Source organism: Pseudomonas sp. Teo4, from assembly GCF_034387475.1.
In the GTDB taxonomy this organism is placed as follows: Bacteria; Pseudomonadota; Gammaproteobacteria; order Pseudomonadales; family Pseudomonadaceae; genus Aquipseudomonas.
In genome coordinates this window covers 1,118,914-1,139,361 of record NZ_JAXCIL010000002.1, presented here as the reverse complement: position 1 = coordinate 1,139,361, position 20,448 = coordinate 1,118,914, and the positions used below count along the sequence as shown (strand labels likewise).

Here is a 20,448-nt window from a genome sequence, read left to right as displayed (position 1 = left end):
ATGAGTACGGAAGTAAGGTTACGCTATCCAATTTCAATTCGAAAGGACAAGCGCATGTCTGAACCAAAAACCGGGCGCGGCGCGCTCTTCACTGGAGGGCTTGCCGCCATCCTCGCCTCGGCTTGCTGCCTCGGGCCGTTGGTTCTGATCGCCTTGGGGTTCAGCGGCGCTTGGATCGGCAACTTGGCGGTGTTGGAACCCTATCGCCCCATCTTTATCGGCGTGGCGCTGGTGGCGTTGTTCTTCGCCTGGCGGCGCATCTACCGGCAGGCAGCGGCCTGCAAACCGGGTGAGGTCTGCGCGATTCCCCAAGTGCGAGCTACTTACAAGCTCATTTTCTGGATCGTGGCCGCGCTGGTTCTGGTCGCGCTCGGATTTCCCTACGTCATGCCATTTTTCTACTGATCGGAGTTCACCATGAAGAAACTGTTTGCCTCCCTCGCCCTCGCCGCCGTTGTTGCCCCCGTCTGGGCCGCCACCCAGACCGTCACGCTGTCCGTACCGGGCATGACCTGCTCCGCCTGCCCGATCACTGTCAAGAAGGCGATTTCCAAGGTCGAAGGCGTCAGCAAAGTTGACGTGACTTTCGAGACACGCCAAGCGGTCGTCACCTTCGACGATGCCAAGACCAGCGTGCAGAAGCTGACCAAGGCAACCGCAGACGCGGGCTATCCGTCCAGCGTCAAGCAGTGAGTCACTGAAAACGGCACCGCAGCACAACGGACGTCATTGTCTGGCGCCACAAACGATAAAGGATCTGTTGCATGACCCATCTAAAAATCACCGGCATGACTTGCGACTCGTGCGCGGCGCACGTCAAGGAAGCGCTGGAAAAAGTGCCAGGCGTGCAGTCGGCGCTGGTGTCCTATCCGAAGGGCACAGCGCAACTCGCCATCGTGCCGGGCACATCGCCGGACGCGCTGACTGCCGCCGTGGCCGGACTGGGCTACAAGGCAACGCTAGCCGATGCGCCACTGGCGGACAACCGCGTCGGACTGCTCGACAAGGTGCGGGGATGGATGGCCGCCGCCGAAAAGCACAGTGGCAACGAGCCCCCGGTGCAGGTAGCGGTCATTGGCAGCGGTGGAGCCGCGATGGCGGCGGCGCTGAAGGCCGTCGAGCAAGGCGCGCAGGTCACGCTGATCGAGCGCGGCACCATCGGCGGCACCTGCGTCAATGTCGGCTGTGTGCCGTCCAAGATCATGATCCGCGCCGCCCACATCGCCCATCTGCGCCGGGAAAGCCCGTTCGATGGCGGTATTGCGGCAACTGTGCCTACGATTGACCGCAGTAAGCTGCTGGCCCAGCAGCAGGCCCGCGTCGACGAACTGCGGCACGCCAAGTACGAAGGCATCCTGGGCGGTAATCCGGCCATCACCGTTGTGCACGGTGAGGCGCGCTTCAAGGACGACCAGAGCCTTACCGTCCGTTTGAACGAGGGTGGCGAGCGCGTCGTGATGTTCGACCGCTGCCTGGTCGCCACGGGTGCCAGCCCGGCGGTCCCGCCGATTCCGGGGTTGAAAGAGTCACCCTACTGGACTTCCACCGAGGCCCTGGCGAGCGACACCATTCCCGAACGCCTTGCCGTAATCGGCTCGTCGGTGGTGGCGCTGGAGCTGGCGCAAGCCTTTGCCCGGCTGGGCAGCAAGGTCACGGTCCTGGCGCGCAATACCTTGTTCTTCCGTGAAGACCCGGCCATCGGCGAGGCGGTGACAGCCGCTTTCCGTGCCGAGGGCATCGAGGTGCTGGAGCACACGCAAGCCAGCCAGGTCGCCCATATGGACGGTGAATTCGTGCTGACCACCACGCACGGTGAATTGCGCGCCGACAAACTGCTGGTTGCCACCGGTCGGACACCGAACACGCGCAGCCTCGCGCTGGACGCAGCGGGGGTCACTGTCAATGCGCAAGGTGCCATCGTCATCGACCAAGGCATGCGCACGAGCAACCCGAACATCTACGCGGCCGGCGACTGCACCGACCAGCCGCAGTTCGTCTATGTGGCGGCAGCGGCCGGCACCCGTGCCGCGATCAACATGACCGGCGGCGATGCGGCGCTCGACCTGACCGCAATGCCGGCCGTGGTGTTCACCGATCCGCAAGTGGCGACCGTGGGCTACAGCGAGGCGGAAGCCCACCACGACGGGATCGAGACCGACAGCCGCACCTTGACCTTGGACAACGTGCCGCGTGCGCTCGCCAACTTCGACACACGCGGCTTCATCAAGTTGGTTATCGAGGAAGGCAGCCATCGGCTGATCGGCGTACAGGCGGTCGCGCCGGAAGCGGGTGAACTGATCCAGACGGCGGCTCTGGCCATTCGCAACCGCATGACGGTGCAGGAACTGGCCGACCAGTTGTTCCCCTACCTGACGATGGTCGAGGGGTTGAAGCTCGCGGCGCAGACCTTCAACAAGGATGTGAAGCAGCTTTCCTGCTGCGCCGGGTGAGAAAAAGGAGGTGTTCAATGAACGCCTACACGGTGTCCCGGCTGGCTCTTGATGCCGGGGTGAGCGTGCATATCGTGCGCGACTACCTGCTGCGCGGATTGCTGCGCCCGGTGGCGTGCACACCAGGCGGCTACGGCTTGTTCGATGACGCCGCCTTGCAACGGCTGTGCTTCGTGCGGGCGGCCTTCGAGGCGGGCATCGGCCTCGACGCGCTGGCGCGGCTGTGCCGGGCGCTGGATGCGGCGGACGGCGACGAAGCGGCCGCGCAGCTTGCCCTGCTGCGTCAGTTCGTCGAGCGTCGGCGCGAAGCGTTGGCCGATCTGGAAGTGCAGTTGGCCACCCTGCCGACCGAGCCGGCACAGCACGCGGAGAGTCTGCCATGAACAACCCCGAGCGCTTGCCGTCCGAGACGCACAAACCGATCACCGGCTACCTGTGGGGCGGACTGGCTGTGCTGACTTGCCCCTGCCACCTGCCCATCCTCGCTGTCGTGCTGGCCGGCACAACCGCCGGTGCTTTCCTCGGCGAGCATTGGGTCATCGCGGCGCTCGGTTTGACCGGCCTGTTCCTTCTGTCCCTGTCGCGGGCGTTGCGGGCATTCAGGGAAAGAGAATGAGCGCTTTCCGGCCGGATGGATGGACGACGCCGGAACTGGCCCAAGCGGTCGAGCGCGGGCAGCTTGAACTGCACTACCAGCCCGTCGTCGATCTGCGCAGTGGTGGGATTGTCGGCGCGGAAGCCCTGTTGCGCTGGCGTCATCCGACGCTTGGACTATTGCCACCGGGCCAGTTCCTGCCCGTGGTCGAATCGTCCGGCCTGATGCCTGAAATCGGCGCTTGGGTGCTGGGCGAAGCCTGCCGCCAGATGCGTGACTGGCGAATGCTGGCATGGCGACCGTTCCGGCTGGCCGTCAATGCTTCGGCGAGCCAAGTGGGACCGGACTTCGACGGGTGGGTAAAGGGCGTGCTGGCTGATGCCGAGTTGCCCGCCGAGTATCTCGAAATCGAGCTGACCGAATCGGTCGCGTTTGGTGATCCGGCGATCTTCCCCGCCCTGGACGCCTTGCGGCAGATCGGTGTGCGCTTCGCCGCCGATGACTTCGGGACGGGGTATTCCTGTCTGCAACATCTGAAGTGCTGCCCAATCAGCACGCTCAAGATCGACCAATCGTTTGTCGCCGGGCTCGCCAACGACCGCCGCGACCAAACCATCGTGCACACCGTGATTCAGCTTGCGCACGGGCTGGGCATGGATGTGGTGGCTGAAGGCGTGGAAACATCGGCGAGTCTTGATCTATTGCGACAAGCGGACTGCGACACAGGACAAGGCTTCCTGTTCGCGAAGCCAATGCCGGCGGCGGCATTCGCCGTCTTCGTCAGTCAATGGAGGGGTGCCACCATGAATGCAAGTGACTCGACCACCACCAGTTGCTGCGTGTGCTGCAAGGAAATCCCGCTCGATGCCGCCTTCACCCCGGAAGGCGCGGAATACGTCGAGCACTTCTGCGGGTTGGAGTGTTATCAACGCTTCGAAGCGCGTGCCAAGACAGGGAACGAAACCGATGCCGATCCGAACGCCTGCGACTCGCTACCGTCAGATTGAGGCATACCCTAACTGGATGTCAGGCAGGGCCGCGCCGCTTAGTCAGAATAGAGTCATCTTTCGCATTTTTGACACATGCCTGCGAAGGTCATAGATTTCAGCCTGACAGAAACGGGGTTTGAGGCACAACGGAACAGAAGGAGCACTTAAGCCGCCTTCAACCAAGGAGACATCGTGCAGGGGCACCGCATCGGCTACGTCCGGGTCAGCAGCTTCGACCAGAACCCGGAACGCCAGCTGGAACAGACACAGGTGAGCAAGGTGTTCACCGACAAGGCATCGGGCAAGGACACCCAGCGCCCCCAGCTCGAAGCGCTGCTGAGCTTCGTCCGCGAAGGCGATACAGTGGTGGTGCACAGCATGGACCGGCTGGCCCGCAACCTCGATGACCTGCGTCGCTTGGTACAGAAGCTGACTCAACGCGGCGTGCGCATCGAGTTCCTGAAGGAGGGCCTGGTGTTCACTGGCGAGGACTCGCCGATGGCCAACCTGATGCTGTCGGTGATGGGGGCCTTCGCTGAGTTCGAGCGCGCCCTGATCCGCGAGCGGCAGCGTGAGGGCATCACCTTGGCCAAGCAGCGTGGCGCGTACCGGGGCCGCAAGAAAGCCCTGTCCGATGAGCAGGCTGCTACCCTGCGGCAGCGAGCGACGGCCGGCGAGCCCAAGGCGCAGCTTGCCCGCGAGTTCAACATCAGCCGGGAAACCCTCTACCAGTACCTCCGCACGGACGACTGACACATGCCGCGTCGCTTGATCCTCTCGGCCACGGAGCGGGGCACCCTGCTCGCGTTGCCAGAAAGCCAGGATGACCTGATCCGCTACTACACCTTCAACGACTCCGACCTGTCGCTGATCCGTCAGCGGCGCGGCGACGCCAACCGCCTCGGCTTCGCCGTGCAACTCTGCCTGCTGCGCTACCCCGGCTATGCGTTGGGCACTGACAGCGAGCTGCCCGAACCGGTCATCCTGTGGGTGGCCAAGCAAGTCCAGACCGATCCGGCGAGTTGGACGAAGTACGGCGAGCGCGATGTGACCCGTCGCGAGCACGCCCAGGAACTGCGCACCTACCTTCAACTGGCCCCGTTCGGCCTGTCCGACTTCCGCGCCCTGGTGCGCGAGCTGACCGAACTGGCCCAGCAGACCGACAAGGGCTTGCTGCTGGCCGGCCAGGCGCTGGAGAGCCTGCGGCAGAAGCGACGCATCCTGCCGGCGTTGAGCGTGATCGACCGGGCTTGCTCGGAGGCCATTGCACGGGCCAATCGGCGGGTCTACCGCGCCCTGGTTGAACCGCTCACGGACTCGCATCGGGCCAAGCTGGACGAGCTGTTGAAGCTCAAGGCCGGCAGCAGCATCACCTGGTTGACCTGGCTGCGCCAGGCACCGCTGAAACCCAACTCTCGGCACATGCTTGAGCACATCGAGCGGCTGAAGACATTTCAGCTGGTGGACTTGCCCGAAGTCCTGGGCCGGCACATCCACCAGAACCGCCTGCTCAAGCTGGCCCGCGAGGGTGGGCAGATGACGCCCAAAGACCTCGGCAAGTTCGAGCCGCAGCGGCGCTATGCGACCCTGGCCGCCGTGGTGCTGGAGAGCACTGCAACCGTGATTGATGAGCTGGTGGATCTGCACGACCGCATCCTAGTCAAGCTGTTCAGCGGCGCGAAGCACAAGCATCAGCAGCAGTTCCAGAAGCAGGGCAAGGCGATCAACGACAAGGTGCGCCTGTACTCCAAGATCGGCCAGGCGCTGCTGGAGGCCAAGGAAGCCGGCAGCGACCCCTATGCCGCCATCGAGGCGGTGATCCCCTGGGACGAGTTCACCGAGAGCGTCAGCGAAGCCGAGCTGCTGGCCCGGCCGGAGGGCTTCGACCACCTGCACCTGGTCGGCGAGAACTTCGCCACCCTGCGCCGCTACACGCCGGCTCTGCTGGAGGTATTGGAGCTGCGCGCCGCCCCGGCCGCGCAGGGCGTGCTGGCAGCCGTGCAGACGCTGCGCGAGATGAACGCCGACAACCTGCGCAAGGTGCCGGCCGATGCTCCCACCGCCTTCATCAAGCCGCGCTGGAAGCCACTGGTGATCACCCCGGAAGGCCTCGACCGGCGCTTCTACGAAATCTGCGCCCTGTCCGAGCTGAAGAACGCCCTGCGCTCCGGCGACATCTGGGTCAAGGGCTCGCGGCAGTTCCGCGACTTCGACGACTACCTGTTGCCGGCCGAGAAGTTCGCCGCGCTCAAGCGGGAACAGGCCCTGCCGCTGGCGATCAACCCGAACAGCGACCAGTATCTGGAAGAGCGCTTGCAGCTGCTGGACGAGCAGTTGGCCACTGTCGCCCGCCTGGCCAAGGACAACGAGCTGCCCGATGCCATCCTCACCGAGTCCGGGTTGAAGATCACCCCGCTGGATGCGGCGGTGCCGGATCGGGCGCAGGCGCTGATCGACCAGACCAGTCAGTTACTGCCGCGCATCAAGATCACCGAACTGCTGATGGACGTGGACGACTGGACGGGCTTCAGCCGCCACTTCACCCACCTGAAGGACGGGGCCGAGGCCAAAGACCGGACGTTGCTGCTGTCCGCGATCCTCGGTGATGCGATCAACCTCGGGCTGACCAAGATGGCCGAGTCGAGCCCCGGTCTGACCTACGCCAAGCTGTCCTGGCTGCAAGCCTGGCACATCCGCGACGAGACCTATTCGGCGGCCCTGGCCGAGCTGGTCAACCACCAGTACCAGCATGCCTTCGCCGCCCACTGGGGCGACGGCACCACCTCATCCTCCGATGGCCAGCGTTTCCGGGCTGGCGGCCGGGGCGAGAGCACCGGACACGTCAACCCGAAGTACGGCAGTGAGCCGGGACGGCTGTTCTACACCCATATCTCCGACCAGTACGCGCCGTTCAGCACCCGCGTGGTGAATGTCGGCGTGCGCGATTCCACCTATGTGCTCGACGGCCTGCTGTACCACGAGTCCGACCTGCGGATCGAGGAGCACTACACCGACACGGCCGGCTTCACCGATCACGTCTTCGCCCTGATGCACCTGCTGGGCTTCCGTTTCGCGCCGCGCATCCGCGACCTCGGCGAAACCAAGCTGTACGTGCCGCAGGGCGTGCAGACCTACCCGACGCTGCGGCCGCTGATCGGCGGCACCCTGAACATCAAGCACGTCCGCGCCCATTGGGACGACATCCTGCGCCTGGCCAGCTCGATCAAACAGGGCACCGTCACTGCCTCGCTGATGCTGCGCAAGCTCGGCAGCTATCCGCGCCAGAACGGCCTGGCCGTGGCCCTGCGCGAGCTGGGCCGGATCGAACGCACGCTGTTCATCCTAGACTGGCTGCAAAGTGTTGAGCTGCGCCGCCGCGTGCATGCCGGCCTGAACAAAGGTGAGGCGCGCAACTCGCTGGCCAGGGCGGTGTTCTTCAACCGCCTTGGGGAAATCAGGGATCGGAGCTTCGAGCAGCAGCGCTACCGGGCCAGCGGCCTCAACCTGGTGACGGCGGCTATCGTGCTGTGGAACACGGTGTACCTGGAGCGCGCCACCCAGGGGTTGGTCGAGGCCGGCAAGCCGGTGGACGGCGAGCTGCTGCAATTCCTGTCGCCGCTGGGCTGGGAGCACATCAACCTCACCGGCGATTACGTCTGGCGGCAGAGCCGCAGACTGGAAGACGGGAAGTTTCGGCCCCTACGGATGCCCGGAAAACCTTAGCGTACGATTTTTTCCGAATTCTGCGAGCCCCCCTACTATATTTGTACCTGCAGCAATGGCGGGTGATGAGACGGAGATGAACGTAATGCTCTGTGCTTGCGATGACGGACAGAGCACGGCGGTGCACCTAGATCATCACTTTGTGCCCAGCGATTGGCTGAAGCGTGAGTTCCCCAAGCATTTGGAGCTGATCGAAATGATAGAGGTTCGTGCCCAGACCCCACTCAGTGAAATCAGTCAGCAAGAGCCAGCAGCTACTCAGGAGTAGCTATATAGACTGGCTTCAGGACAATTACGCCAGCGATGAGTTCGATGCTCTGGTCACCAACTGTGACACCGAGCTACCTCAGGACTTCCGGAGGTAGCTCGACGATGAAATCTCCTTAGCCGTGTCCCCAGGGTCCTAGCATTTCACTGTCATACGTAATGGCTGCCTCATAGAGGTCGGCTCGAGGGTGGCTTCACCGAATATCGTACTCCGTAATGAACAAGATCGGACTCCTGTCTGCTTGTGTCAAACTATGTTGTAGCGCCCACAGTCGCCAGCCCACATCACTATTCATTGGGAGAGCAGTCCACCCGCAAGAATGGAAAAAGTTCGCCTGGATTGCCGCATTCCCCGTTCAACTCCTCACAGGTGGCTTCTGCGAGCGACCTCGTGGAGTAGCTTGGCTTCAATCGTAATTTTTCCTGATTGTCGTAAATGTCGAATCCGCCTGATACGGTAGCGGCATAGTATCGAGAACCAGATTGGAAGCATTCTTTGTCGATCGGCACAGCCGGAACGATAACAAATCTCTTTTGCATGGCGCGTGTCTCTCCAGGCGGATACCTTAGTATTAGTCCCAGGATTGAAAAGCATCAATATGACTCATCGAGACGAATCAATGACGCTTAGTGCCGCGAAGTATCACTATCACAAGAGGTGACGCAGGATGATGTGGGGCTTTCTTTATGACCGTGCTTGAGATGGAGCCGTCAAGGCTTTGATATTGCACCTCACCGGTACCTTGGCAACGGGCAATTCAAAATGATGTCCAGCAGTCTCTCTAGCCGTTTTGCCTCCGCTCGACACGTTGGCATGGTTGGCCTATGGGAATGCGGCTATGAGTTCCCATGCTCTCCCGAGGTTGATTTTTGCAAGAGGAGCTGCCGGTGTTCGGTCACGAGGCTCAGGAGTAGGTCAATTGACCATGGCTTCGCGAGGAACTGAGCGCCTTCGGGTATGAGGTCTGTTTCATGTCTGACGCATCCACTAGAAATGACTATTGAGGTTTTGGGATCCTGCTGACTAGCGATCTGAGCAAGTTCCCAGCCATTCAGTTGTCCGGGCGTTTCTACATCAGTAATGAGCATGGTCACCGGTGTTCGTTTGAGTATCTCCAAACCTTCGTCTGCTGTAGCTACGGCGAGAAGTAGAAAGCCCGAATCCTGCAGTACCTCAACCATCATTGATCGCAGAATTGGCTCGTCCTCGACGATCAGGAGGAGTCCGAGCATTTCGTGTTCCGAGTTCATGTTTTTGGCTCTTGAGCTAGCAGTGGCAAGCAGCACTGGGGTGCCAATGACAACCATGACTGAGTGAGAACCATACGTTGACGCGCTAGGCCTCAACCATCCTCCCTTCAAGAGTTGACTGTTACCTGACGCACCACAGCGCGCTGTAATGGCATTTTGACTACTAGTTTGAGTATAGAGTTCCTCGCTTCTGGAGAGCATACGCATATCAATTGGAGCTAGGCCGGAGAAAGCCATCCACGGCTAGTCGCAGAAAGGTATCGGTGGCCAGGCGTTCGGTCAGCATGACATGTTGCTCGGTCGACAAGCAGTACATACTCCCCTGCTAGTACGTCCAGCTCTTTGTCAGACTCTGGCTTCAGACGACCTACATCAAGTCACTTACCGCAGCACCTGAGAAAATGGGGCCTGACCATGGCCGGAGGGAGTGAAATGAAAGCCCATGCAGAGCGCTTGTGGGATGTAGCCATCATTGGCGGAGGACAAGCCGCCCTGGCAACGGCGTACTTCCTGCGCCGGACAGATCTCTCGTTCATCATCCTCGATGCCGAGCAGGGCGCCGGCGGGGCTTGGCGACACGGCTGGGATTCCCTGCGACTGTTCTCGCCAGCCACCTGGAGCTCCATTCCCGGTTGGATGATGCCGCCTGCTCAGGATGGCTATCCGTCTCGCGAACATGTCATCGACTACCTCACCCAGTATGAGGCGCGCTATCAGTTTCCGATTAAACGGCCGGTACGTGTCACCTCAGTCGAGCGAGTAGCCGGCGCGTTACGTGTCCATTCAGAGTCTGGCCATTGGGATGCCAAAGCTGTGGTCAGTGCTACAGGCACTTGGAGCAATCCGAACATACCTTCTTACCCCGGCGCTGAGCTGTTCCGTGGCCAGCAGCTGCATTCGGCTCACTACGTTGAACCGCAGGCCTTCTCGGGCAAGCGCGTGCTAGTCGTCGGCGGCGGCAACTCCGGCGCTCAGATTCTCGCAGAGGTTTCCAAAGTAGCTGCTGCGACCTGGGTAACCCCTACCGATCCAGTTTTCCTACCTGATGATGTAGATGGCCGAGTGCTGTTCGAGCGGGCCACAGAGCGCTGGAAAGCGCAGGTGGAGGGGCGTGTAATTGAGCAGCCGGTCGGCGGGTTGGGCGATGTGGTAATGGTCCCGCCTGTGGTGGAGGCGCGTGAGCGAGACGTTCTGCACGCGGTGAGACCCTTCGTTCGTTTCACCCCTAACGGCGTGGTCTGGGCAGACGACTCGGAAACCGCAGTGGATGCAGTGATCTGGTGCACCGGGTTCAAACCCGCCTTGGGACACCTCGCCAGCCTTGGGGTTGTTACTGAGCAAGGACGTGTAGAGGTCGAAGGGACCCGATCTGTGAGTGAGCCGAGACTTTGGTTGGTGGGCTATGGCGAGTGGACAGGTTCTGCATCAGCAACCTTGATCGGGGTGACCCGCACTGCCCGCAGTAGTGCAACTGAGATCGAGCAGTTTGTGGTGAAAGCGGAGGCCTGATGGCCTCCGCATTTCCTCACGGATCAGTGCGTCTGCTGTGCCATTTCGCTGTGCCTGGGCAGTGCGATCGAGATGAGCGCGGCAGCCAATACGAGGATGCTGGAGACCCACAAACAAGCTTCCAACCCATAGGCTTGGAATACCCAACCTGACAGCAGCGTGCCGACCAAGCGCCCGAGGGCGTTGGACATGTAGTAGAAGCCCACATCCAAGGACACGCCGTCTTCCTTGGCGTAACTGACGATCAGGTAGCTGTGCAGCGATGAGTTCACGGCGAACAGCACGCCGAACAGCATCAACCCGCCGAGCAAGACTACCTGCGCTGACCAGCCTGCCGCCAGGCCCACGGCAATGAGCGCAGGCAGCCCGGCCAGGGCGATTGCCCAGATGAAGGCTGCTCGACCATCGGGTACATGTCCGCGCTTCTTACCGGTGATATGTGGAGCAAACGACTGGACGATGCCGTAGCCGATGACCCACGCGGCCAAGAAACCGCCGACCAGCCAGAAGTCCCAGCCAAACGTAGAGCTCAGGTACACCGGCAGTGCCACAACAAACCAGACATCCCGCGCACCGAACAAAAACAGCCGTGCGGCCGAGAGAATGTTGATCGCCCGGCTCTTGGACAGCATGTCGCGGAACTTCGGTTTGGCCTTGGCTTTGCCCAAGTCCTTTTTCAGCAGGATCAAGCTGCAGATCCAAATGAGGGCCAAGGCTGCTGCCATGGCCAGCACCGCCAGGGTGAAACCGAGCAGCGCTAGCAATGCTCCCCCGAGGAAGAAACCCACACCTTTGAGGGCGTTTTTCGAGCCCGTTAGGATGGCCACCCATTTGTAGAGGGTGCCTTGCTGGCTGTCCGGTACCAGGAGCTTGATGGAGCTCTTGGCGCTCATCTTGTTCAGGTCCTTGGCGATGCCGGAGAGCGCCTGGGCGGCCATCACCCACGGCACCGTTAGCGAGGCTGCTGGTACCGTGAGCATCAGCAGGGCGACAACCTGCATGCCAAGACCGATGTTCATGGTGCGGTTGAGCCCCAGGCGGGCGCCGAGGTAGCCGCCCACGAGGTTGGTGATCACGCCGAACACTTCGTAGAACAGGAACAGCGCCGCGATCTGCAGCGGCGTGTAGCCCAGCGAATGGAAGTGCAGTACCACCAGCATGCGCAAAGCGCCGTCGGTAAGGGTGAAGGCCCAGTAATTGCCGGTAACCAGCAGGTACTGACGCACTTCCGCAGACAGGGCTGACAACGCCTTCATGGTCGCCATTTACTCCGCTGCGCCGACCAGGCGTGCTAGTTCAACCGCACGGTTGGCGTAGCCCCACTCGTTGTCGTACCAGGCGTAGATCTTCACTTGGGTACCGTTGACTACGAGGGTGGACAGCGCATCGATGATCGAGGACCGCGGATCGGTGCGGTAGTCGATGGACACCAAGGGGCGTTCTTCGTAGCCCAGGATGTCCTTCAGCGGTCCTTCGGTTGCGGCTTTCAGCAGCGCGTTGACCTCTTCAGCCGTTGTCTCACGTTCCACTTCGAACACGCAGTCGGTCAGCGAGGCGTTGGCCAGTGGTACACGTACGGCGTGACCATTCAGCTTGCCGCGTAGCTCGGGGAAGATCTCGGCGATTGCGGTGGCAGATCCCGTGGTGGTCGGGATCAGGCTCATGCCCGAGGCTCGGGCGCGACGCAGGTCCTTGTGCGGTGTATCCAGAATGCTCTGGGTATTGGTGAGGTCGTGAATGGTGGTGATCGAGCCGTGGCGTATGCCCAGGTTCTCGTGAATCACCTTGACCACCGGGGCCAGGCAGTTAGTGGTGCAGGAAGCGGCGGTGACGATACGATGCTGCGCCGGCTCGAATAGGTGCTGGTTGACGCCCATCACCACGTTCAGTGCGCCTTTCTCCTTCAGTGGAGCGCAGACGACCACACGTTTGACGCCTTGATCCAGGTAGGCCTGGAGTACGGCTACCGACTTCATCTTGCCGCTGGCCTCGATGACCAAGTCGCAGCCCGACCAGTCGGTGTCAGCGATGGTCTTGTTGGCGGTGACCTTGATGCGCTTGCCCTCGATCACTACCGCGTCGCCCTCTGCGCGGGCTTCACGGTGCCAGCGTCCGTGGATCGAATCGAAGTTGATCAGATGGGCATGGGTCTCGGCGTCACCGGCCGGGTCATTGATCTGCACAAACTCGAATTCCGGCCAGTCCCAGGAGGCGCGAAGCGCCAAGCGACCAATACGGCCAAACCCATTGATACCTACTTTGATAGCCATGTTCTTGTTCTCGAATCGCGATTAGCGAAAGGTCAGAGGGTGTCGCTGAACTGGTTGATATACCCAACGTGCGCAGGGTTCTGGATCGCACGTGGACGCAGGGCCTGGACCTGGGAAACAGCTTCCTGCACAGGGATGCCGCACTCGATCATCAGGCGGGCGGCAAACAGGCCGGTGCGGCCAGAGCCGCCCTTGCAGTGAATGGCGATCGTCTTACCGGTCATCACCAGCTCTTTCAGGCGTTCCCGGTGAGCCTTCCAGGCGGCCGCAAACGGCTCACCGGGCGCTTCGTCATCCTCGACCGGCAGGTGGAACCATTCGAGGCCCAGCAGTTGGCACTCCTCGGGAAGCAGATCGATCTCGTTCTGCAGCAGTTCTTCACTCGGCATCAGGGTTACCAGCGCGCTTGCGCCGGCATCGTGCAACGTTGCCAGAGCCTGAGATACCGATGTCTCCTTGGTACCTGGGCACGGAGTGAAGATCAGCTGGCCGACCAGTTCGGAATTAGCCAACACTGAATACGGGTGCAATTGCATGCTCACAAAGCCTCAAATGGATCGTTGATTGACACGCTTGGATAGTTCTTCAGCCGACTCTTTACGTTCGGAGTAGCGATCGACCAGGTAGTCGGAGCGATCACGAAGCAGCAGGGTGAACTTCACCAGCTCCTCCATTACGTCGACAACACGGTCGTAGTACGAAGAGGGTTTCATGCGACCCGCCTCGTCGAATTCCAGATAGGCCTTCGGCACGGACGACTGGTTAGGGATGGTGAACATGCGCATCCAGCGGCCGAGGACGCGCAGCTGGTTGACCACGTTGAAAGACTGCGAGCCGCCGCAGACCTGCATCACCGCGAGGGTTTTGCCTTGAGTGGGGCGCACGGCGCCCATGCTCAGTGGAATCCAGTCGATCTGCGACTTGAACACGCCAGTCATCGCGCCGTGGCGCTCTGGCGAGCACCAGACCATGCCTTCCGACCACAGCACCAGGTCGCGCAGCTCCTTGACTATGGGGTGGTCATTGGGCACGTCATCCGCCAGTGGCAGCCCGGTCGGATTGAAGATCCGCGTCTCGGCACCGAAGTGCTCCAGCAGGCGTGCCGCTTCTTCCGTCAGCAGGCGGCTGAACGAGCGTTCGCGGGTCGATCCGTACAGCAGCAGGATGCGAGGGTTATGGGTGGACTTTTGCTCGACTGCCAGTTTGTCTGCTGTCGGCAGGTCGACCAGATCGTTGTCGATATTCGGGATATGGTGTTCGGTCATGATTTACTCCTGAGTCAAGGCGCCAGATGGCTGATCGAACCAGCGGCGCTTGAGCCACAAGGCCACGCCCACCAGGGAGATCAGTACCGGCACTTCCACCAAGGGCCCGATGACGGTGGCAAACGCGACCGGCGAGGCAAGGCCGAAGGTGGCGATGGCCACGGCAATGGCCAGTTCGAAATTGTTGCTCGCTGCAGTGAACGCCAGCGCAGTGGTACGTGGGTAGTCAGCTTCCAACAGCTTGCCCATCCAGAAGCTGATGAAGAACATCACCACGAAGTAGATGGTCAGCGGGATAGCGATGCGCAGCACATCCAGCGGCAGTTGCAGCACCATGTCGCCTTTCAGGCTGAACATGGCGACGATGGTCAGCAGCAACGCCACGAGGGTCAGCGGGCTGATCTTCGGGATGAATCGCTCCTGGTACCAGGTCTCGCCCTTGCTGCTGATCAGGATCTTGCGGGTCAGGAAACCAGCCAGGAACGGGATGCCCAGGTAGATCAGCACCGATTGGGCGATATCGAGGAAGCTGGTCTCAATGACGCTACCTTCAAGGCCAAACAGCGGCGGCAACAGCCCCAGGAAGATCCAGGCGTACACGCTAAAGAACAGGATCTGGAAAATGCTGTTGAAGGCGACCAGACCCGCCACGTACTGGTTGTTGCCACCGGCGATCTGGTTCCACACCAGCACCATGGCGATGCAGCGTGCCAAGCCGATGAGGATCAGGCCGGTCATGTACTCAGGCTTGTCGGAAAGGAAGACAACGGCCAGCCCGAACATCAGGACCGGGCCGATCACCCAGTTCTGGATCAGCGACAGGGCAAGGATGCGCTTGTCCTTGAATACCTGTGGCAACTCCTCGTATTTCACCTTCGCCAGAGGTGGGTACATCATTACGATGAGGCCAATGGCGATGGGGATGTTTGTCGAGCCTACCGACAGGCTATTCAGCCACGCAGGCAATCCCTGGAACAGGCTGCCCAGACCAATGCCCAGGCCCATGGCCAGAAAGATCCACACCGTCAGGTAGCGGTCTAGAAAGGAAAGTCGGCTTTTGCTCATGGTGGATCTCCCTAAACGTCAGAGCGTTCCGATACGGGCCAGCTCGGCCTTAAGCTGGGCGGCATCCAATTGTTCGAAAGGCAGCGCGAGGAATGCATTGAGGCGTCGTTTGATCTGCTCAAGCGTGACGTCGAACGCTGCGTCCAGTTCGGCGGTGTTGCCCTGCTGGTCAGAAGGGTCAGAAAGCCCCCAGTGGGCTTTCACTGCTGGTCCGAAGAACACGGGGCAGGCTTCGCCAGCGGCCTTGTCGCAGACGGTGATGACAAAGTCCGGTGCCAGCTCGGCATGCGCGTCACTTGACTTGCTGCTGAGGCCCTCGGTGGAGATACCAGCACGCTGCAGCGCGGTGATGGACAGCGGGTGCACATCACCCTTTGGCTGGCTGCCGGCGCTGTAGGCCTTCATGCCGGCCGGGGCCAGATGATTGAAAACAGCCTCGGAGAGGATGCTGCGGCAGCTATTGGCGGTGCAGAGGAACAGAACTTTCATCGGTTTTTCTCGGCAATGATCAGCAGCAGGAGGCGACGCGTTGAGGGCGGTCACCCATTGTGTCCAGTCGTTTAGTGCTAGCACTCAGCCATTCGCGGTTGGCCTCCAGCGTCGTCGCCAGGACCTCACGTACCCAGCCGGGAAGCGATGGATGCAGGCGGTAATAAACCCACTGGCCCTGACGCCGGTCTTCCAGCAGGTCACACGTGCGCAGTTGCGCCAGGTGGCGGGAAACCTTGGGCTGGCTTTCTTCCAGCGCGCAGGTCAGTTCACAGACGCAGAGTTCTTCCTCGCGAGCGATCAGCAGCATCATCCGAATGCGGTTCTCGTCGGCGAGGCATTTGAAAACCTTGGTAGGTGTCAGCGAGTCAGTCATAGCAATTCTCAGTGTTTAGTTTTCACGAGGACGAACATTTTGATGCGCTCATGAATCTCGTGAAGCGTGCGTCGGAAGGCATCGTGTTGGTCACTGGTAACAGGGTCTTCGAAGTTCCACGCCAGAACCTCGCCGAGGGCAGGCAAAGTAAGGCACTCATGGGCTGCCTTGTCGCAGAGCGTAATCAAGTAGTCGAACCGTTCCCCTGCAAACTCGTCGATGGACTTGCTGCGTAGAGCCTTGGTATCGATATCGAGATATTCGAGGGCGTCATAGGTGCGCGGATCGACTTGGCCAGGCTGGGTACCTGCGCTAAAAGCTTCGAAATGCACAGGGTCTGTGTGCCGGAGCAAAGCTTCGGCGAGCTGGGAGCGAGCGGCGTTTGCGGTGCAAACAAACAGAACGCGGGTCTTGCCAGTCATCACTTGGTACCCTGAGTGTATATGGTTTTTCGAATATACGCTTTTTCGAATGTGTCGCAACCCCTCGATGATGGGTGGCTTTACATGTGCGCGTTCATGCACATATATTGGCTGCATGACGACCAACCAAAATCTCCGTGCTCAAGCCATCGAAGCCGCCATCGAGTCGCTAGACGAGACCTTCTTCAAAGCGCTTTGCGAGCCTTCCAGAGTCGCGGTTTTCAAGCGCGTACTTTTGCTCGGCCGGGCGGATGTCGGCGAAATCGCCAAAGAGCTGCCACAGGAGCGCTCGGTGATCTCCAGGCACCTGCAGGTATTGCATGACGCCAAGATCGTGAAGGCCACCAAGGTGGGTCGGCAGGTGTTCTATGAAGTAAATGGTGGGTCGATCGTCGAGCGACTGGAGGGCCTGCTCCAGCGAACCAAAGGTCTAGTATCGATCTGCTGTCCGTAGTCCGGCCTTTTTTTGCCTTTAAATATGCATGAGTGCGCATATATGAATGAGTTGGATCGCGTTCTGGATGTGGTCGTTATCGGTGGTGGGCAAGCAGGTTTGGCGACTGGCTGGCATTTACAGCAGCACGGCTTGGATTACCTCATCTTGGATGAGCAGACATCCCCGGGCGGTAACTGGCGTAACTACTACGAAAGCTTGCAGTTGTTCTCACCATCGGAGTACTCAGCGCTGCCGGGGCGAGCGTTTCTTGGCGATCCCAAGGACTACCCGGTGCGAAATGAAGTGGTGCAGTACCTGGAGGCATACGCCGCCGAGTTTCAGCTCCCTTTTCAGGGCGGTACCCGAGTGGTGGCGGTCGTACAGAAGGGCAAGGCATTTGAGGTTCGCACCGCCAACGGAGCGAATTTCACTACGCGTGCTGTGGTAGTGGCATCAGGTGGCTTCAGCCGTCCTTTCATGCCTGACATTCCTGGGCTAGAGAGCTTTTCAGGACACTGTCTGCAGATAAAAAAGCAGCTCCGAAGAGCTGCTTTTCTGCCCTACTCCCCCTTTTTATGCTTGTGGGGTTTCAGGTCTGGGTGATCCTTCTGCTTCTCAGGCGTGACCCGCTGCCTCTTGTCCGGAGTGCCATCTTCGTTGGTGCGTTTAGGGCCTGGCTTGATGCTCATGCAAATTTCCTTTTCCGCTTGGGTTGTTGAGTACTGCTATGTAGTTAGTCGAGCTTCTGGCTGCTGTCAAAGCAGCTCGATGTGGAATCGCTATCGACCTCACGTGTTCAGCCCGTTGCAGCATTAGAGGCCTGAGTAGGTGCTTCCGGTCAAAGTCTTGCAAGGGGCAGTAAAATCAAGAGCTGAGCGATACGAGGATGTCTGGACGTTCATCATCCCGAGTACGGTGTGGAACAGGTTGTCGTGGCTCAGTGGCGAGCTCGTCTGTGCTTTCAAGCAGCCCACATTGAGGCGTTCGCTTTTCGCGAGAGAATCAGACATCCAGAGCACCAATGGCACCTTGGTTTGCTCATCTGGGGCCATCGCATAGGGCAGCCCATGCAGGTAAAGACCACCCTCTCCCAGTGACTCCCCGTGGTCCGAAACGTACATCAGCGCAGTGTCGAATTTGCTGTTCGCGGCCAGAATATCGATCAGCCCAGCCGTGACGTAGTCGGTGTAGAGGATCGAATTGTCATAGGCATTGATCACTTCCTGCTGCTCACATTTGTCGAGCTCATTGGTCTCGCAAACCGGCCCGAATTTCTCGAACTGCGTGGGGTAGCGCTTGTAGTAGGCCGGGCCGTGACTACCCTTGTAGTGGAGCACCAGGACTGCATCGCCTTCCTGACGCTTGATGAAGCCCTCCATCTCAGAGAGCAATACACCGTCCTTGCACTCGTCGCTACTGCACAGCTGAGCATCTGCGTGTTGGGTAGCCTTGTGGTTTGGCACCCGATCACAGACCCCTTTGCAGCCCGAATTGTTATCAGCCCACATGATACTGATGCCTGCGCGCTGAAGCACATCGAGCAGCCCTTCGCGGCTCTTGGCCAAACCGTCCTTGTAATCATCCCTACCGACGTCCAAGAACATGCATGGCAGCGAAACCGCGGTGGCGGTGCCGCAAGAACTCACATTCGAGAAGCTGATGACATTGCGCTTTTCCAGCTCAGGATTGGTATCGCGGGAGTAGCCATTCAGGGAGAAGTTGGCGGAACGTGCGGTCTCCCCGACTGCCAGTACCAGCAGCTTGGGTTTACGAGCCGCTCCCTGCCTGGTCACCACGGCGTCGGTACCGATGGAGGTCAGCGCTTTCGGTGTGGCCAGCTTGCGTTTCAGGTAACCATGACCGGCAGCAAACAAATTGGTGGGAACCAGAATGAGCCGGATCTCCCGGTTGTTGCGTAGGAGGGAGGCATAAGATTGGTACTGGCTCAGCACGATACCAGCAAGGGCTACCAGTGCGAGCGCCAGGACGATGAGTCTGCTACCCAACGCGTTGGTCCAGGGCTTGCGTCGCAGGGGCACCAGACAGATCAGGTAGACGGGCAATACCCCTACCATTGCCACCCAAAGGCCAAGTTTCCAGTTCAGTAGCTCAGATACCTCACTGACGTCGGTCTCCACGACGTTGGTGAACATCGTGTAATCAATGACAATTCCGTAAGCACTCATGAAGTAGCTGGCTAACGCCGCGCTGATCAGCACTAGACATAGCATAGGTTTTGCGAATCTTGACCATGACCCCAAGCTAAGTACGGTGAACACCCAAACGAATACCACGACTGGCAGGCTGGCGGCGAGCGGCCAGTTTACTTCCTCGGTGTTGAATGCCAGGCGCCAGAGCACACGCCAAAACTCAGCGTTCGCGAATAGCAATAACCAGAAAGTTACTAGCGCGATGAGTAAGTTGGTGCTGATGCCTTCCTGTCTAACATTGCGAATAGCATGGATCCATTTACTGAACAGGGTATGAATGGATTTAGAAGGTGTCATTATCAAACTCTAAGAAGCTGCTCATCCATGGCGCTGGTCATGAATAGCCGGGAGCTAAATGGCAAGCCTCCGACAGACATAGCGAATCAGGGCGTAGAGAAGGTCTGAGACCTTGGTCCCTTTAGCCTGAGGACGCTTAAGATGTGTGAGGCATGGGATTGATGAGAAATAAACTCTCGCCAGGCGCATTATTTCCGCTACACGATAACGTCATGATGACTTCGCGATTACAATGCTGACATGATCGCGATAATGACTTTTTTGATTGGAACTGCCCAGGCTATGATAAAAAATGGATAGGTCTGACTCTTTGGGTGGTTAATGCCGCCCGATTAATTAAATTAAAACTCACAAACAAACCAGCTACGTTTTGCCATACGCTAATTTTGAACCTTTACTTTAACTTAAAAGTCATTCTAGCGAGCAGAACACTTCTTTCACCTTTGCCCGTGCTGATGTCACCTGTCGATGAGGGACGAATACCATGAGTTTTCTCAAAAATTTACTGGGGGGCCACCACGGCCGCGGAACCCACGGCGGTGGCAAGCACCACGGTAGTGGGCACGGGAGTGATCGACATGACCGGCATGGTCGTTATGAGCAGCAGCAAACCTGCGACGGTAATGACCAGGTGATTGGGGGTGGGCGCGCAATAGCTCAAGCCCCAGTCAAAGATCTGCAGACTTGCAGGCACTGCCGGACCGCGAACGCCCCGTCTGCACGCTTTTGTCTAAACTGCGGAACACCACTATCGAGTGATTGCACGGCCTGCGGCTCGTCCCTGACAGCAGGAGCAAAATTCTGCAGCCAGTGCGGCCAGGCAACCCCTTAGCG

The 20,448-nt window shown here is 59.7% G+C and carries 25 protein-coding genes; 13 read left to right on the top strand and 12 right to left on the bottom strand.

What is annotated here, in order from left to right:
* The first annotated feature begins 54 nt into the window (after nucleotides 1-54).
* From merT to PspTeo4_RS21415, 9 genes are all read left to right on the top strand, one after another.
* The gene (gene merT, locus PspTeo4_RS21455; RefSeq protein WP_003131974.1) at nucleotides 55-405 is read left to right on the top strand and encodes a mercuric ion transporter MerT; all 351 of its coding nucleotides are present in this window, start codon (nucleotides 55-57) and stop codon (nucleotides 403-405) included.
* Nucleotides 406-417: 12 nt separating this feature from the next.
* Nucleotides 418-693 (top strand): mercury resistance system periplasmic binding protein MerP, encoded by a 276-nt coding sequence (gene merP / locus PspTeo4_RS21450; protein ID WP_003131987.1) that lies wholly within the window; start codon nucleotides 418-420, stop codon nucleotides 691-693.
* Between the two features lie 71 nt (nucleotides 694-764).
* A complete protein-coding gene (gene merA / locus PspTeo4_RS21445; RefSeq protein ID WP_003156770.1) occupies nucleotides 765-2,450 on the top strand; it encodes a mercury(II) reductase in 1,686 nt (561 codons plus the stop codon).
* Nucleotides 2,451-2,467: 17 nt separating this feature from the next.
* Nucleotides 2,468-2,833 carry a mercury resistance co-regulator MerD gene (gene merD / locus PspTeo4_RS21440; RefSeq protein WP_000995360.1) on the top strand — a complete coding sequence of 122 codons (366 nt, stop codon included), beginning with the start codon at nucleotides 2,468-2,470 and terminating at the stop codon, nucleotides 2,831-2,833.
* The gene (merE, locus tag PspTeo4_RS21435; protein WP_003132004.1) at nucleotides 2,830-3,066 is read left to right on the top strand and encodes a broad-spectrum mercury transporter MerE; all 237 of its coding nucleotides are present in this window, start codon (nucleotides 2,830-2,832) and stop codon (nucleotides 3,064-3,066) included. Before merD ends, merE begins: the two co-directional genes overlap by 4 nt.
* Nucleotides 3,063-4,052 carry a DUF3330 domain-containing protein gene (locus tag PspTeo4_RS21430; RefSeq protein ID WP_012314201.1) on the top strand — a complete coding sequence of 330 codons (990 nt, stop codon included), beginning with the start codon at nucleotides 3,063-3,065 and terminating at the stop codon, nucleotides 4,050-4,052. The genes merE and PspTeo4_RS21430 overlap by 4 nt, the downstream gene beginning before the upstream one ends.
* A 174-nt stretch (nucleotides 4,053-4,226) precedes the next feature.
* Nucleotides 4,227-4,787 (top strand): recombinase family protein, encoded by a 561-nt coding sequence (locus PspTeo4_RS21425; RefSeq protein WP_010921730.1) that lies wholly within the window; start codon nucleotides 4,227-4,229, stop codon nucleotides 4,785-4,787.
* Nucleotides 4,788-4,790: 3 nt separating this feature from the next.
* The gene (locus PspTeo4_RS21420; RefSeq protein WP_010921731.1) at nucleotides 4,791-7,757 is read left to right on the top strand and encodes a Tn3-like element TnAs1 family transposase; all 2,967 of its coding nucleotides are present in this window, start codon (nucleotides 4,791-4,793) and stop codon (nucleotides 7,755-7,757) included.
* A gap of 76 nt (nucleotides 7,758-7,833) precedes the next feature.
* Nucleotides 7,834-8,025: a hypothetical protein gene (locus PspTeo4_RS21415; RefSeq protein ID WP_322365885.1), complete on the top strand. Its 192-nt coding sequence runs from the start codon at nucleotides 7,834-7,836 to the stop codon at nucleotides 8,023-8,025.
* Nucleotides 8,026-8,312: 287 nt separating this feature from the next.
* Here the strand turns inward: PspTeo4_RS21415 and PspTeo4_RS21410 are convergent, their stop codons facing one another.
* A complete protein-coding gene (locus PspTeo4_RS21410; RefSeq protein ID WP_289805262.1) occupies nucleotides 8,313-8,564 on the bottom strand; it encodes a hypothetical protein in 252 nt (83 codons plus the stop codon).
* A gap of 297 nt (nucleotides 8,565-8,861) precedes the next feature.
* The gene (locus tag PspTeo4_RS21405) at nucleotides 8,862-9,275 is read right to left on the bottom strand and encodes a response regulator (RefSeq protein ID WP_289805263.1); all 414 of its coding nucleotides are present in this window, start codon (nucleotides 9,273-9,275) and stop codon (nucleotides 8,862-8,864) included.
* A 432-nt stretch (nucleotides 9,276-9,707) separates the two neighbouring features.
* Between PspTeo4_RS21405 and PspTeo4_RS21400 the strand changes: the two genes are divergently transcribed.
* Nucleotides 9,708-10,784 (top strand): ArsO family NAD(P)H-dependent flavin-containing monooxygenase, encoded by a 1,077-nt coding sequence (locus tag PspTeo4_RS21400; protein WP_289805264.1) that lies wholly within the window; start codon nucleotides 9,708-9,710, stop codon nucleotides 10,782-10,784.
* 23 nt (nucleotides 10,785-10,807) lie between these two features.
* Here the strand turns inward: PspTeo4_RS21400 and arsJ are convergent, their stop codons facing one another.
* Genes arsJ through PspTeo4_RS21360 form a run of 8 tightly spaced genes read right to left on the bottom strand, consistent with a single transcriptional unit; the run spans nucleotide 10,808 to nucleotide 16,671 of the window.
* A complete protein-coding gene (gene arsJ, locus PspTeo4_RS21395) occupies nucleotides 10,808-12,040 on the bottom strand; it encodes an organoarsenical effux MFS transporter ArsJ (RefSeq protein WP_104887857.1) in 1,233 nt (410 codons plus the stop codon).
* A 9-nt stretch (nucleotides 12,041-12,049) separates the two neighbouring features.
* A complete protein-coding gene (locus PspTeo4_RS21390) occupies nucleotides 12,050-13,054 on the bottom strand; it encodes an ArsJ-associated glyceraldehyde-3-phosphate dehydrogenase (RefSeq protein ID WP_289805265.1) in 1,005 nt (334 codons plus the stop codon).
* Nucleotides 13,055-13,086: 32 nt separating this feature from the next.
* Entirely contained in the window at nucleotides 13,087-13,590 is a 504-nt protein-coding gene (locus PspTeo4_RS21385) for a cyclin-dependent kinase inhibitor 3 family protein (RefSeq protein ID WP_013974857.1), read from the bottom strand.
* Between the two features lie 12 nt (nucleotides 13,591-13,602).
* Entirely contained in the window at nucleotides 13,603-14,319 is a 717-nt protein-coding gene (gene arsH / locus PspTeo4_RS21380; protein ID WP_289805266.1) for an arsenical resistance protein ArsH, read from the bottom strand.
* Nucleotides 14,320-14,322: 3 nt separating this feature from the next.
* Nucleotides 14,323-15,384, bottom strand: coding sequence for an ACR3 family arsenite efflux transporter (gene arsB, locus PspTeo4_RS21375; protein WP_054912979.1), 1,062 nt, complete (start codon nucleotides 15,382-15,384; stop codon nucleotides 14,323-14,325).
* Nucleotides 15,385-15,402: 18 nt separating this feature from the next.
* Nucleotides 15,403-15,873 carry an arsenate reductase ArsC gene (locus tag PspTeo4_RS21370; RefSeq protein ID WP_044047179.1) on the bottom strand — a complete coding sequence of 157 codons (471 nt, stop codon included), beginning with the start codon at nucleotides 15,871-15,873 and terminating at the stop codon, nucleotides 15,403-15,405.
* 19 nt (nucleotides 15,874-15,892) lie between these two features.
* Complete coding sequence (locus tag PspTeo4_RS21365; RefSeq protein ID WP_129931833.1) at nucleotides 15,893-16,249, bottom strand: metalloregulator ArsR/SmtB family transcription factor; 357 nt, start codon at nucleotides 16,247-16,249, stop codon at nucleotides 15,893-15,895.
* An 8-nt stretch (nucleotides 16,250-16,257) separates the two neighbouring features.
* The gene (locus PspTeo4_RS21360) at nucleotides 16,258-16,671 is read right to left on the bottom strand and encodes an arsenate reductase ArsC (protein WP_289805267.1); all 414 of its coding nucleotides are present in this window, start codon (nucleotides 16,669-16,671) and stop codon (nucleotides 16,258-16,260) included.
* A 115-nt stretch (nucleotides 16,672-16,786) separates the two neighbouring features.
* Here PspTeo4_RS21360 and PspTeo4_RS21355 point away from each other — a divergent pair, with 115 nt between their 5' ends.
* Nucleotides 16,787-17,125, top strand: a complete 339-nt coding sequence (locus PspTeo4_RS21355; RefSeq protein WP_013974863.1) for an ArsR/SmtB family transcription factor — start codon at nucleotides 16,787-16,789, stop codon at nucleotides 17,123-17,125.
* Between the two features lie 42 nt (nucleotides 17,126-17,167).
* Nucleotides 17,168-17,710, top strand: a complete 543-nt coding sequence (locus PspTeo4_RS21350; RefSeq protein WP_231386153.1) for a flavin-containing monooxygenase — start codon at nucleotides 17,168-17,170, stop codon at nucleotides 17,708-17,710.
* 209 nt (nucleotides 17,711-17,919) lie between these two features.
* On the opposite strand, the gene PspTeo4_RS21345 is transcribed toward PspTeo4_RS21350, so the two are convergent.
* Complete coding sequence (locus PspTeo4_RS21345; protein WP_104886870.1) at nucleotides 17,920-19,614, bottom strand: phosphoethanolamine transferase; 1,695 nt, start codon at nucleotides 19,612-19,614, stop codon at nucleotides 17,920-17,922.
* A 502-nt stretch (nucleotides 19,615-20,116) separates the two neighbouring features.
* Nucleotides 20,117-20,308, bottom strand: a complete 192-nt coding sequence (locus tag PspTeo4_RS21340) for a hypothetical protein (RefSeq protein ID WP_289805430.1) — start codon at nucleotides 20,306-20,308, stop codon at nucleotides 20,117-20,119.
* Between PspTeo4_RS21340 and PspTeo4_RS21335 the strand changes: the two genes are divergently transcribed.
* Nucleotides 20,246-20,446 (top strand): zinc ribbon domain-containing protein, encoded by a 201-nt coding sequence (locus tag PspTeo4_RS21335; protein WP_289805426.1) that lies wholly within the window; start codon nucleotides 20,246-20,248, stop codon nucleotides 20,444-20,446. The genes PspTeo4_RS21340 and PspTeo4_RS21335 overlap by 63 nt on opposite strands.
* Nucleotides 20,447-20,448 lie beyond the last annotated feature (2 nt).